This window comes from Enterococcus sp. AZ196 (assembly GCF_050498845.1).
Taxonomy (GTDB): domain Bacteria; phylum Bacillota; class Bacilli; order Lactobacillales; family Enterococcaceae; genus Enterococcus_A; species Enterococcus_A murrayae.
Genome location: NZ_JBIPAM010000001.1, coordinates 1,417,224 through 1,431,118, shown reverse-complemented (window position 1 = coordinate 1,431,118; position 13,895 = coordinate 1,417,224). Strand labels below are relative to the sequence as shown.

At 42.7% G+C, this 13,895-nt stretch carries 11 protein-coding genes; 7 read left to right on the top strand and 4 right to left on the bottom strand.

The features are described 5' to 3' along the window. Nucleotides 1–486: 486 nt before the first annotated feature. From hisS to IGI67_RS06930, 5 genes are all read left to right on the top strand, one after another. Entirely contained in the window at nucleotides 487–1,785 is a 1,299-nt protein-coding gene (gene hisS / locus IGI67_RS06950) for a histidine--tRNA ligase (RefSeq protein WP_429957225.1), read from the top strand. A 59-nt stretch (nucleotides 1,786–1,844) separates the two neighbouring features. Then, nucleotides 1,845–3,617 carry an aspartate--tRNA ligase gene (gene aspS / locus IGI67_RS06945; RefSeq protein ID WP_207110472.1) on the top strand — a complete coding sequence of 591 codons (1,773 nt, stop codon included), beginning with the start codon at nucleotides 1,845–1,847 and terminating at the stop codon, nucleotides 3,615–3,617. A gap of 158 nt (nucleotides 3,618–3,775) precedes the next feature. Then, nucleotides 3,776–4,654 carry a YitT family protein gene (locus tag IGI67_RS06940; RefSeq protein WP_207110533.1) on the top strand — a complete coding sequence of 293 codons (879 nt, stop codon included), beginning with the start codon at nucleotides 3,776–3,778 and terminating at the stop codon, nucleotides 4,652–4,654. Nucleotides 4,655–5,032: 378 nt separating this feature from the next. Continuing rightward, nucleotides 5,033–6,349, top strand: a complete 1,317-nt coding sequence (locus tag IGI67_RS06935) for an MFS transporter (RefSeq protein ID WP_429957224.1) — start codon at nucleotides 5,033–5,035, stop codon at nucleotides 6,347–6,349. 28 nt (nucleotides 6,350–6,377) lie between these two features. After that, complete coding sequence (locus IGI67_RS06930; RefSeq protein WP_429957223.1) at nucleotides 6,378–8,399, top strand: CocE/NonD family hydrolase; 2,022 nt, start codon at nucleotides 6,378–6,380, stop codon at nucleotides 8,397–8,399. Between the two features lie 179 nt (nucleotides 8,400–8,578). On the opposite strand, the gene IGI67_RS06925 is transcribed toward IGI67_RS06930, so the two are convergent. Further along, a complete protein-coding gene (locus tag IGI67_RS06925; protein WP_429957222.1) occupies nucleotides 8,579–9,094 on the bottom strand; it encodes a hypothetical protein in 516 nt (171 codons plus the stop codon). Between the two features lie 324 nt (nucleotides 9,095–9,418). On the opposite strand from IGI67_RS06925, the gene IGI67_RS06920 reads away from it, so the two are divergent. Next, entirely contained in the window at nucleotides 9,419–11,293 is a 1,875-nt protein-coding gene (locus IGI67_RS06920) for an acyltransferase family protein (protein ID WP_429957221.1), read from the top strand. 27 nt (nucleotides 11,294–11,320) lie between these two features. Here IGI67_RS06920 and IGI67_RS06915 read toward each other — a convergent pair whose 3' ends face one another. Both IGI67_RS06915 and IGI67_RS06910 read right to left on the bottom strand, forming a co-directional pair. Next, on the bottom strand, nucleotides 11,321–11,596 hold the full coding sequence (locus tag IGI67_RS06915; protein ID WP_429957220.1) for a GIY-YIG nuclease family protein: 276 nt from the start codon (nucleotides 11,594–11,596) through the stop codon (nucleotides 11,321–11,323). Beyond that, nucleotides 11,586–12,320: a tRNA1(Val) (adenine(37)-N6)-methyltransferase gene (locus IGI67_RS06910; protein ID WP_429957219.1), complete on the bottom strand. Its 735-nt coding sequence runs from the start codon at nucleotides 12,318–12,320 to the stop codon at nucleotides 11,586–11,588. Before IGI67_RS06910 ends, IGI67_RS06915 begins: the two co-directional genes overlap by 11 nt. Nucleotides 12,321–12,395: 75 nt before the next feature. On the opposite strand from IGI67_RS06910, the gene IGI67_RS06905 reads away from it, so the two are divergent. After that, entirely contained in the window at nucleotides 12,396–13,019 is a 624-nt protein-coding gene (locus IGI67_RS06905) for a lysophospholipid acyltransferase family protein (RefSeq protein WP_429957218.1), read from the top strand. Between the two features lie 19 nt (nucleotides 13,020–13,038). On the opposite strand, the gene IGI67_RS06900 is transcribed toward IGI67_RS06905, so the two are convergent. Then, nucleotides 13,039–13,767 carry a DUF554 domain-containing protein gene (locus IGI67_RS06900; RefSeq protein WP_429957217.1) on the bottom strand — a complete coding sequence of 243 codons (729 nt, stop codon included), beginning with the start codon at nucleotides 13,765–13,767 and terminating at the stop codon, nucleotides 13,039–13,041. Nucleotides 13,768–13,895: the final 128 nt, after the last annotated feature.

The window sequence follows — 13,895 nt, the reverse complement described above, 5'->3', positions numbered from 1 at the left end:
ATAGGAAAAAGGATGTCAGTTCTGCTTTTTGCAGAATACAAAAGCGTTTAGCCAGAACATCAAGAAAAAGCTAGCCGAGGATTAACACACTTAGCAGAATGATATACGGCTTGACCATCAAACTTATTTTTCTGAGAAGAAAAATAAATACATTAATAGGAAAAAGGATGTCAGTTCTGCTTTTCGCAGAATACAAAAGCGTTTAGCCAGAACATCAAGAAAAAGCTAGTTGAGGATTAACACACTTAACAGAATGATATACGGCTTGACCATCAAACTTATTTTTCTGAGAAGAAAAATAAATACACTAATAGGAAAAAGGATGTCAGTTCTGCTTTTCGCAGAATACAAAAGCGTTTAGTCAGAACATCAAGAAAAGGCTAACTGAGGATTAACACACTTAGCAGAATGATATACGGCTTGACCATCAAACTTATTTTTCTGAGAAGAAAAATAAATACATTAATAGGAAAAAGGAGACCAACCATGAGTTATCAGCGACCAAAAGGGACCAATGATATTTTACCGGGAGAAAGCGAAAAATGGCAGTTTGTTGAAGAGACAGCGCGTCTAGTGTTCAACGACTATCAATATCAAGAAATTCGTACGCCGATTTTTGAGCATTACGAGGTAATTGCTCGCAGCGTAGGGGATACTACAGATATTGTATCGAAAGAAATGTATGACTTTCACGACAAGGGAGATCGTCATGTGACCCTTCGTCCTGAAGGAACTGCACCGATTGTACGGGCATATGTTGAAAATAAATTATTTGGACCAGAATTCAAGAAGCCTTACAAGGTTTTCTATACTGGCCCGATGTTCCGTTATGAACGTCCGCAAAAAGGGCGATTGCGTCAGTTCCATCAAATTGGTATTGAAGCCTTTGGTAGTGAGAATCCAAGCTTAGACGTGGAAATTATGGCGATGGCGATGGACTTCTTTAAACAATTAGGAATCAATCAATTGCGTCTAGTGATCAATACTTTGGGTGATAAGGAGACACGGGCGAATTATCGTCAAGCGTTGATTACTTATCTTGAAGCTCATGAAGAAGAATTGAGTGAAGACTCACGTCGTCGTTTACACGAAAATCCTTTGCGTGTGTTAGATAGCAAGGATCGCAAGGATCAGCCGATCGTTGCGGATGCACCAAGCATTTTAGATTACTTGAGTGATTACGCAAAAGAATATTTTGAAGGTGTTACCAAGACGTTGGAATACCTGGATATTGCTTACGAAATCGATCACCGTATGGTCCGTGGGTTGGATTATTACAATCACACGATCTTCGAAATCATGAGTGATGCACCGGGAATGGGTGCTCAAACAACGATTTGCGGCGGCGGTCGCTACGATGGTTTAGTTGAAGAGCTGGGTGGTCCGGAAACACCAGGTATCGGCTTTGCGATGGGAATTGAACGTATTCTATTGACTCTCGAACAAGAGGACGTGTTGATCCCGAGCGCAGCAGGTCTAGATGCGTATGTAGTGGGACTTGGTGAATCGACCAATCTGGAAGCCTTGAAGGTTGTTCAAGCGATTCGCGGATTTGGTTTTTCTGCTGATCGTGACTTTATGGGACGAAAAGCCAAAGCTCAATTCAAGACCGCTGATAAAGAAGGGGCGAAGCTTGTCTTAACATTGGGAGAAGATGAATTGGCAAAAGGGGTGATCAATGTGAAGGATTCGGCTACTAGGGAAGAAAAAGCCTTCCCATTAGCAGCTATTTATGAAGATTTCGCAGCAATCTATGATGAAATGACCATGCCAAAGCTTGACTAACTGAAATAAATCTTACCTATAAAAGGGGAGATTACTTAAATAAATGGAGGAATGAAAAAATGGCTAGACGTACAGTCTATTGCGGACGAGTGTCCGAGGAGTATTTGGATCAAAAAGTAACATTAAAAGGGTGGGTACAAAAACGTCGTGATTTAGGCGGCTTAATCTTTATTGACCTGCGTGACCGCGAAGGTATCGTGCAAGTGGTCTTCAATCCGGAAGAATCAAAAACCGCTTGGGAGGTTGCGGATCAATGCCGCAGCGAATTTGTTGTGGAAATCACTGGGACAGTAATCCGTCGGGATGCCGGCTCTGTCAACAAAAAAATGGCGACAGGTGATTTTGAAGTTAAAGGGGAAGACATCACTATTTTGAACAGCGCAAAAACACCGCCGTTCTCAATCGAAGATGAACAAAACATCAGCGATGAAGTTCGCTTAAAATATCGTTACATGGATTTGCGCCGTCCAAAAATGACACAAAACTTGATGATGCGTCATCGTTTGACTCAGTCTGTGCGTCGTTTCTTGGATGATAATGATTTCTTAGATATTGAAACACCCTACTTGGCGAAGTCTACACCAGAGGGCGCACGTGATTACTTGGTGCCGTCACGTGTTCATGCCGGCCATTTTTATGCGCTGCCGCAATCACCGCAAATTTTGAAGCAATTATTGATGACTGCCGGCTTTGACCGTTACTATCAAATCGTTCGCTGCTTCCGTGATGAAGATTTACGTGGCGACCGTCAACCAGAATTTACTCAGATTGATATTGAAACCAGCTTCTTAACGGCTGAAGAAATTCAAGAATATACAGAAGCGATGATCGCACAAGTCATGAAGGATGTTCGCGGTGTGGAAGTAACCTTGCCATTCCCACGAATTACTTGGGATGAAGCGATGGAACGTTACGGATCGGACAAGCCGGATACACGTTTTGACATGGAATTGATCGATGTAACAGATATCGCTGCTGCGACGGATTTCAAAGTCTTCCGTATGGCTTCAGACAATGGCGGTGTGGTTAAAGCATTGAACGCTAAAGGTGCTGCTGACAAATATTCACGTAAGGAATTGGATCGTTTGGGTCAATTTGTTGGTCAATTCGGTGCCAAAGGCTTGGCTTGGATCAAGGTTGACGAAAACGGTGAATTAACTGGACCGATCGCGAAATTCATGGGCGGGGTCAGTGAAGACTTGAAAAAAGCGACGAACGCAGAAGCGGGCGACGTGCTGATGTTTGCGGCGGATCAATTCTTAACTGCTGTGACTGCTTTAGGAGCAGTACGTGCAAAAGTCGGTAAAGAGCTTGGCTTGATCGATGAAAATCGTTTTGATTATTTATGGGTTGTTGATTGGCCTCAATTTGAGTTTGATCAAGAGTTGGGCCGTTACGTTTCTGCTCACCATCCATTTACGATGCCGATGGAAGAAGACATTGCGAACTTGAAGGAGCATCCAGAAAAAGTTTATGCACAGGCGTATGATATCGTCTTAAACGGGTACGAGTTAGGCGGCGGGTCATTGCGTATCAATACTCGCGAGCTGCAAGAGCAAGTCTTTGAAACACTGGGCTTCACTCGTGAAAGTGCCAATGAACAATTTGGCTTCTTATTAGAAGCGTTAGATTATGGCTTCCCTCCAATCGGCGGAATTGCCCTTGGTCTGGATCGTTTTGCGATGTTGCTTGCTGGTGAAGACAATATCCGTGAAGTCATCGCCTTTCCTAAGAATGGTAAAGCAGCAGATCCTATGTCTGATGCACCAAGCACGGTTTCACCATTGCAGCTTTATGAGTTGAATATTAACGTGACTGACATCGAAGAGTAAAAATTAAAGGATATGTTTTGCCCTATCCCGTTTCAAAAATTTTCATAACTCTAAGAATATACTAAGAGAAGTGCCTGCCGCCATGGCAGGTGCTTTCTTTTTTTCATGAAAATACGTATAATGTGAGTGAAATTTTGAAATGAGGCGGACATAACATGATGAAAAAGAAGATAGAGGAGTGGCCGCACCACGATTATGCCACCCGATTATCTGTCGCAGTTGTTTATGCATTCTTAGCGGCGATTGCCGTAAACTTTTTTTACCAGCCAGGACACATCTATTCCAGCGGCGCCACGGGCTTTGCGCAAATTCTAACGACTTTGTCGCATCGCGTGATCGGCTTCACCGTACCAGTCTCCATCACGTTGTTTTTGATCAATGTGCCATTATTTTTCTTAGCATGGTTTAAGATTGGTCATAAGTTTACGATTTTTACTTTCATCACAGTTTTCTTGACATCTTTCTTTATCCATATCATCCCACAGACGACCTTGACGAAGGACCCGATCATCTGTGCGATCTTCGGTGGAGCGATTATGGGTGTCGGCATTGGTTTTGCCTTGAAAAACGGTTTATCTTCTGGTGGTTTAGACATTTTGAGTATCACGATCCGCAAACGGACAGGTAGTTCCGTCGGTTCGATCTCGATCATCTTTAATGTCATCATCATGCTGATGGCTGGAATTTTATTCAGCTGGCAGTATATGTTCTACTCTGCTTTAGCGATCTTTATGAGTGGGAAGCTGACGGACGCTCTTTATACTAAGCAGCGTAAGATGCAGGTCATGATTGTGACCAAGTGTCCAGATCGTGTGGTTGCTAGTATTCAAGATCAGATGCGTCGGGGCATCACAATCATCAATGAAGCAGAAGGGGCTTATAAGCACGATAAACAGACGGTTCTGTTTACTGTTGTCACACGCTTTGAGCTGCCATTATTAGAATCAATCATGCGGGAAAATGATCCAGATGCCTTTGTGAGTATCTCAGAGAATGTACGCATCATGGGTCGGTTTTACGAAGAATCAATGGATTGAAGGCTGGGACGATTGTCTCAGCTTTTTTTTGACTACAAAGCAGGTCTATCCATGTCCGGCTTCACGAACTTGCTTTATCGGTAATAAGCAAAACTATTTTGGTCTTATTGCTGTGAGCCACAGCGATCGTACTTTGGCGTTGATGTGGAACAGTACCTATTTGGTGCTCAAAAACTGAGCAAGTTCGCGAAGCCTTTCTTTGTGGTCAATTTCTTTTCTTGAAAATCGCTATTTCATATTGTTATACATTTGATATAGTGATACGATTTTATTAAGAAAAGGTTAAGACAGTCGGGAGAACTTAGTTTTTATGCGTATGTTCATTGTAAGGAGCGTCTGGAAGAATGTGAAGCGGAAAAATCATTAGGAGGGCAGGTTATGGATTCAAATGAATTGAAACAAGGGTTGCGAAAGAATTTTTTAACCGTAGTATTGTTGGCGATAGCTGGATCAATTATTTATGGACTGGCCTATTTTCGAAATTATTATTATGATGCGTATGTGGCGACCTATCATTTGACGAATACTCAAATGGGGTCACTTGGAAGTGCTTATGGTTTTATGGGACTAGTGTCGTATTTGATTGGCGGTGTTTTGGCAGACCGTTTTCCAGCGAAAAAGTTGATGGTCGGTTCATTGATCGCGACTGGTTTGGGCGGTTTTTTGCATCTGTTCTTTACAAGTTATATTGCATTGTTTTTGATTTATGCGTTATGGGGAGTCACATCGTTATTGACCTTCTGGCCTGCACTGCTGAAAATCGTACGTATGCAAGCCAATGAAGATGAACAAAGTCGAGCTTATGGCATATTTGAGGGGACGCGGGGAATCACCAACGTCATCCATATGGCAGTAGCTACGGCTATTTTTGGTTTCTTCCAAAAGCAATTGACGGAAGCGATGGGGCTACGCTGGATCATCATATTTTATTCGATCATTCCGATTTTATGCGGCTTGGCATTCTTATTTTTAGTAAAAGAACCTACACCAATGAAAGAAGCAGGGGTGGAAGAGAAACTGAAATTAAAGGATATTCTTGATGTGCTGAAAATGCCTGCGCTTTGGTTGATTATTGGAATGATGATCACCAGCTATACTTTTAATATGTCGATTTACTATTTTACACCGTATGCTTCGAATATTATTGGTACCTCGGCGGTGTTTGCAGCGATTGTCAGCATGCTGGCACAGTATTGTCGACTTGTCGCCGCACCTGTTGGCGGTTTTTTAGCAGATAGAATTAGTAAATCCACGATCATGATGGGCGGTTTTATTGTAATGGCGATAGGCACAGGGTTGATGATCTTCGTTTCAGGATTGAGCGGACAAATCCAAGTGATTCTGTTGATTACAGCAGCAAGCCTTGTCTACTTAGCAATGTTTTCCAATTATGGTTTGTTCTTTTCATTTATGTCAGAGGGAAAGATTCCTCTAAGGCTGTCAGGTATAGCGATTGGTTTGGCAAGTACTCTCGGGTATTTACCAGAAGTCTTTGCGCCATTAGTTGCCGGAAATGTATTGGACCGATACGCTGGAAATTCTGGTTATTTTATTTATTTTACATTGATGATCATTATGGCAGTAATCGGTGCGATCTTATGTATCATTTGGCATCGAACTTACGGAAAAGCTTACAAAGAGGAAATGCGATTAAAAGAAGAGGTTCAGGCACAAGAAGCAGCGATCAAGGAATAACTAATAAGAGGTATGGGAGGATAAAGTTTTGAAAAAGATCATTACAGAATTTCCTTATGAAGTAAAAATTATTGAGAACGATTGGTTCACATTATCTGACGGGACAAAGCTTTCGTATCGATTGTGGCTCCCAGTATCAAAAGAGCCTTTGCCAACGATTTTAGAATACTTGCCTTACCGAAAGCGAGATGGAACTCGTGGACGGGATAATCCGATGCATGGTTATTTTTCAGGCCACGGCTACAATGTTATTCGAGTGGATATTCGCGGAACAGGCGAGTCGGATGGTCTATTAGAAGATGAATATTTGAAGCAGGAGCAGGATGATGCTCTGGAAGTTATTGATTGGATCAGTAAGCAGCCATGGTGTGATGGGCAGGTTGCTATGATGGGGAAATCATGGGGCGGCTTTAACTCCCTGCAAATTGCTGCTAGAAGACCGCCAGCATTAAAGGCGGTCATGGTCGTAGGCTATACAGATGATCGCTATAATAATGACATTCATTATAAAGGCGGACTTGTCTTAAATGATAATTTCTGGTGGGGAGCGATTATGCTTGGGTATCAATCGCGGGCGATTGATCCAGAAATAGTAGGTGAGCGGTGGCGTGAGATGTGGCTGAATCGTTTAAAAAATATGCCGCTTTGGATGGGAGATTGGTTAGAGCATCAAACGCGGGATGAGTATTGGCAGCACGGTTCAGTTTGTGAAGATTACAGTGCGATCGAAGTACCGATTTTTGCAGTGGATGGGTATGCTGATTCGTATACAAATACGGTATTGAGCTTGCTTCAACATGTAGATGTTCCGAAAAAGGGAATCTTGGGACCGTGGGCACATGTGTATGCCCATGACGGCATCCCTGAGCCTGCCATCAATTTCTTAGGAGAAGGCGTCCGCTGGTGGGATCATTGGTTGAAAGGGAAGGAAAATGGTGTGTTAGATGGTCCGATGATTCAAGCGTGGATTGAAAACAGTATGCCGCCTTCAACGAACCGACCGATCAGTGATGGGCGCTGGGTGGCGATCGAGGATTGGCCGTCAAAAGCTGTTTCACTCAAAGAGTATCAGCTGACCTATGGCCGACTAATTGAAGAACGTGAGCCAAAAGAAGAAAAGGTCCTTCTCCATACCCCATTAGCCCATACTCTACTGGCAAATGAGTGGATGGGTGCCGGAGTTTCTGGTGAATCGCCAGGGGATCAACGCATTGATAATGGTTTGTCCATGACCTTTGATTCTGAAGTATTATCTGAGGATTTGGAAATTTTTGGTTATCCTCAAGTGGAGCTGAAGCTATCCAGTGATAAGCCAAACGCGATGATTTATGCCTCTCTTTGCGATGTTGGGCCAGATGGTTCCTCTGAACGAGTATCTTATGGGGTTATGAATTTGACCCATTTAAAAGGACATGACAAAGTGGTTCCATTAACTCCGGGAGAAGAAGTTTCGGCCTTGGTTGGTTTGGATTGTTGCGGACATCGCTTCAAGGCAGGCCATCGGATTCGTCTATCCTTGGCGAATAATGCCTGGCCAATGTTCTGGCCGATGCCAGAGGATTATTCATTGACTCTGAATTTAAAAGAGTCCCTGTTCTCATTGCCGATCTTTAGCGGCGAAGATACCGAGGGACCTGGAGAGCCGCCAGAGTCAGCAGCATTGACGCCGATCACTGTTTTGTCAGAAGGAAAAGTTGAACGAGAAATCACCTATGACTTAGTAAATGATGCATGGACCTGTATGACTAACGGAATCGGCGGGGTGTTCGGAGAAGGAATCTATCGATTTGATGAGATTGATATGACTGTCGAGCACAATTTGAAACGAGAGTTGACTGTATCGAATCGTGATCCGTTATCTGCCCATTACTTGATTACGCAAAATATGCGGATCGGACGGGAAGGCTGGTGGACAAATGCGGATATTTGGACGACACAGCATTCTGATAAAGACTATTTCTATTTAAAGGGTCAAATGGATGTCTCAGAAAATGAGGAACACATTTATACAAAGACCTGGGAGAAAAAAATTCCACGAAATGGGATGTAATAAGAGGGAAAAGCGTGTTGAGATTATTTCTCGACACGTTTTTTGTTTGTCCAGTATGGGCAAACTCTCACTCAAAAGTAATGGACTCGTTTCATTGGAACGTTTCGTTTTCTCAGTACAAAAAAACTTCAAATCCCTTTTGCTTAAGAGGGATTTAAAGTTTTATACTTGGGCAACTATTACAAGATATTGAGTGCTTGTCCGATAAAACCGACAAGCGCAAGATAGAGGATAGTTAGTACAATTTTCAATTTAAAATAGCGGATTTTACTTAAGAAATGCGGTTGATACATATCTATTGAAGCATATACTTTTTCTGGTATGCCTTCCTCATAATACAGTTCTCTTTCTTCAATATAATCAATCTCTTTACCAGCATATTTCACTTCGTACCGTCTATTGTTAATGAGGTATTCATATACATCCAGATATACATAATTAGTCTCTATATATCTATCAGATCCTTTGCCATTACCTCTATGAATATTTTCTTTTTTTGCTTCTTTCCTAATATGTTTGGCGACAACTTTTTTCGCTCGTTTTGCAAATTCTTGGTTTTTTTGTTTGTGTTTCACAGCGAGCTGCTTTTGTCGTTTACTCAACCCCTTCAGCAAAGCAACATAGCCAATAACAACCAAAACACAATAAACCAGTTCAGGAAGTAACGCTCCCATTTCTGCTAATTCTTTCCCCACAAAACCCCACCTCTCATATTCCTTTTATTGTAGCATAAGCCGATAACGGAGTCTTCGCATCCTTCACAACCTGCTCGAAATGAGGGATAAGGTGTTCGTAAAAAGGATTATGTTCTATCCCAAAGCTTTGCTGCAACATGAGAAGGAGGAACAGCGGTCTTATTTAGGGAAGACTTGGCAGAATCAGACTTTCTAATCAAAAAGTATAGTGATTAAAACTTATTTTTTTAGGAAATGCTTTTTTTATTGAGAAAATGTTGCAGTTTGCTAAATTTATACGTATAGTTAATTTGACATTCTATAGTAAAGTTGGAAAGTAAAATTATGGGAAAAAGACTAAAGCATAGTCGCTATATTACTGGCTTTGACGGGATTCGTTCCTTGGCAGTAATTGGCGTAATATTATATCACTTAATGCCTACGCAAATGCGGGGCGGATATCTAGGGGTTCCTGTTTTTTTTGTGGTCTCAGGCTACTTGATCACGGATTTATTAGTACAGGAATGGAGGCAGACCGGGCGTATCGATATCAAGCAGTTCTATTACCGTCGAATGAAACGGTTGTATCCTGCATTGGTCACGATGCTAGTCGGTGCTTCAGCGTACATAACATTGTTTCAGCGAAATCTTTTGAATAATTTGCGAGGCAATGTCATCAGCAGTTTGTTTTATGTAAATAACTGGTGGCAGATCAATCACGGCATGTCCTATTTTGATCGTTTTTCTGGCGAGTCTCCATTTACGCATATTTGGTCACTGGCTGTCGAGACGCAGAATTACATTTTTTGGCCAATCGTTTTTGTCCTTTTGATGAAGCTGGTGAAAAATAAGGGGAAAGTCTTTCTGGGAATACTAGGAGCGGCGCTTTTCTCAGCGATTTTGATGGCCGTCCTATTTGTACCGGGACAAGATCCTACTCGTGTTTATTATGGAACAGACACGCGGTTGTTTTCGATTCTATTGGGTGGCGCTTTGGCGTTCATTTGGCCAAGCACACGATTGAAGGCGAAAATACCATCGCAGGCCAAGAAGATTTTGAACGGCATCGGATTAGGCTCACTAGTATTGTTGATTCTAGCATTCCTTTTTTTACGAGATGATCTATCGTTTGTTTATTATGGCGGGATGTTCTTAGTGAGTCTCTTGAGTGTGATACTAGTTGCGATCACCGCTCATCCGGGTGCCAGCTGGAATCGCTGGCTGACGAATCCAGTCTTTACTTGGATCGGAAAACGCAGCTACGGAATCTATTTATACCAGTTCCCAGTGATGATCTTTTATGAAGCAAAGGTCAATGTAGCGAATCATACGTTTCTTCATACCATCATGGAAGTTATTTTGATTCTTTTTGTCACGGAGCTGTCTTATCGCTATGTAGAAAGCCCGTTACGTTCGTTCAATTATCGCCAGACCTTTGCGACGCTCAAGGAATCATTTTGGGCGCCAATCAAGAGCCGCAGAAAAATCGGGTTCATTTTCTCCAGCTTGATTACGTTGATCGCAGTCGTAGGGGTGATTATTGCTCCGACCAATAGTATTGATGCGAATCAGCAGGCCTTGCAAAAGCAAATCGAACAAAATAAAAAAGCTGCAAATAAAACGGAGCAGCCTCCAGTCGAGGATTCTAGCGGTACGGCTCAATCTGGCGAAGCCAGCAGCGCTGAGCAGCCGCAAAGTCTAGCAGACAAATATGATTTAAGCAATCGTGAAATCACTAAGGCTAAAAACTTGAAGGTGACGGCATTTGGCGATTCTGTCTTGTTGGCTGGTTCAAAAGGGCTGACAGAAATTTTCCCTAAAATGGTCGTTGATGGCGAAGTAGGTCGACAATTAAAGGATAGTCCGCCATTGCTGCAGGCCCTGAAGGATAAGGGCGAGTTGAGCGATACGATCTTATTAAGTCTAGGTACGAACGGAGCATTTAGTAAAGACGATTTTGCTCAAATCATGAATGTTTTGGGGAATAAGCATCAAGTCTTTATTATCAACACCCATGTTCCGACTCGTCGTTGGCAAAATGATGTGAATGCCAACTTAGAAGCGGCATCGAAGGAATATAAGAACGTTCATCTGATTGACTGGTATGATTTCAGTAATGATCATCCAGACTGGTTTTATGACGATCAGGTTCATCCGAATGATGTCGGCTCTACGCATTATTGCCACTTGATTGCAAAGGAAATTTTAAAAGGCGTATAGATAGAAAGAAAAAAACGTTTTGTGAGTTCACAAAACGTTTTTTGTTTGGTTGTCTCGCAGGTATTTTTCTTTTTGTCTGCGGGGTAATTTTTTAAATGCGAATTCGGCCTTGGTCGCCTCACTGCGTGTTTCAAAGCGTTCGGCATGAATCATTTGAACGGGTCGGCGACTTTGTGGATGGGTGTATTTTGCACCAGTACCAGCATTGTGTTCGGTTAAACGACGGGCTAGGTCCGTCGTATAGCCGCCGTAAAAGCTTTTGTCGTTGCAAAGCAATACGTAAAAAAATTGATCAGTTGCCATAAAGCATCTCCTGTAGATCGGCAGAGTAGCTGCCGGATTGATCATAAGTATATAATGGTGGAAGAAAACGCAGTCCTTCACTTTTGCCGTCTTTGATCCCTTCGATCAGCAGGGTATTTGCTTCTTTGCCTGGTTTGGGATAAACGAATTGGATTCGCTTGGGGGCGATGCGATTTGCGCGCAGACAATCTACAATCTCCAGAAAACGGTCGGGCCGATGAACCATCGCGAAGCGTCCATTCATTTTTAACAGCTTTGCAGAGACACTAACGACATCCTCCAAGGTGGCATGAATCTCATGACGAGCAATCGCCAGGTGGGGATTCGGATTCTTTTGACTGGCAGGCAGCTCCTTAAAATAAGGCGGATTGCAGACGACTAGGTCAGCAGAGTCCGCTCTGAAGACATCAAAGGTGTTTTTCAGGTCCAGCTCATGCATGGTCAGCTGTTCTTCTAGATGATTCAGAGTAATGCTGCGCTGCCCCATGTCAGCTAGGCGCGGCTGCAATTCGATCTGATGGATGGCCGCTGCTGTTTTACGGCTTAAAAAAAGACCGATCGCACCGTTTCCGGCGCAAAGATCGATGATTTTTCCACGTTTAGGTACACGGGCGAAATTGGCTAATAAAACAGCATCAATGGAAAAAGAGAAGACTTCGGAGCTTTGGATGATCTGGATATCCTCTGCGTAAAGTTGATCGATTCGTTCACCTTTTCTTAACAATTTCTTCTGCCCCCTTAAAAAAATCATACTGTTGTATTATACTACGTTTAGTTAGGTAACTGAAAGGAAGAAAAAATGTTTTTTAAATTTATTCGCGTAATCGCTCGAGCAATCTTAGCTGTTGTGAATGGCAATGCTCACTATCAAAATCAAGAGAAATTACCAGAAGGAAATTATATTTTGGTTGCTCCTCACCGTACCTGGTGGGACCCAGTCTACATGGCACTTGGCGCATCGCCAAAACAATTCAGTTTTTTGGCCAAAGCAGAACTATTCAAAAATCCTGTGCTGCGTTTCATTCTGGTTCATCTCAACGCTTTTCCTGTGGATCGGGATAAGCCGGGGCCTAGTGTTGTGAAGCGGCCAGTGAAGATGTTAAAGGAATCCGATAAAGGCTTGATCATGTTTCCAAGCGGAACGCGCCACTCGTCAGAATTAAAGGGCGGGATGGCCTTGATTTCTCGTTTATCGAAAAAGCCGATCGTGCCTTCTGTGTATCAAGGGCCAACGAAATTTTCGCAGTTGTTCAAACGAACACCGGTGATTATTCGTTTTGGCGATCCTATTGATATTTCAGATATCAAAAAAATGGACAAAGCAGGCTTAGCTGAAGTAGAAAGACGGGTACAAGGTGCTTTTGATCAGCTTGACCGTGAGATCGATCCAAACTATAAATATGTTGCCAAAGAAAAACGCTGATTTCTCAGCGTTTTTTTCTTTATCCAAATAAAGGCATGATCCAGGTCGACCAAATCCAGCTGATCGGCATCACAAGGAGCATCGCTGGTATCATGTCGGCGGTAGGAAACATCTTGACTTTGATCATGCGAAAGCCGGTCGCTAACATTAAAAATCCGCCGCAGGCTTTGAAATCCAAAATCATTGCGGGAGTAGTTAATGGAAAAATGACTGTCGCAAACAAAAATAGACCGAAGAAGATAATGAATTGCGGAATCGCGATCACAGAAACCACATAGCCGATATTGCAGGCAAAAATAGCGGCAGTAAAGAAATCTAAAATTGATTTTGCAATCAAGATCGTATGATCTCCCGTCATACCTTCTGTCAGGCTGCCGAAAATTCCAGTTCCGCTGGCACAAAATAAGACGACGATTGTCACAAGAGTACTCAGATAATCATCGTAGGACAGCTTCAACGCTGGTTGCGGGAACTTAGCGATCGGTTTTTGCAGCAGCAGAGCCGCCCCATTGATTTTTTGATTGAATTGTAAAAGCAGCCCTAGCGAAGTTCCCAAAATGATAGCTAGGATCACGGCAGGCATATTTGCCATTTGACTGATGCTGGGAATTCCCATCGCCATCGAACACACACCAAAAATCAACGTAATCTGTTCCTTAAAATCCTCAGAGAGCAGGTGACCTAGGAACCCGCCTAAGAGACCACCAATAATAATTGAAAATGAATTAATAATAATACCAACTGGCACACAGCTTCCTCCTTTTTTTGTTGCACTCACTTATCGTAGCCTAAAATGCGTTGAAGAGAAAGACTTTTATGGGACAACATCCGCTTGCCGAGCAGAAAAAAATGGGAAATCGTGTTATACTTTTGGGA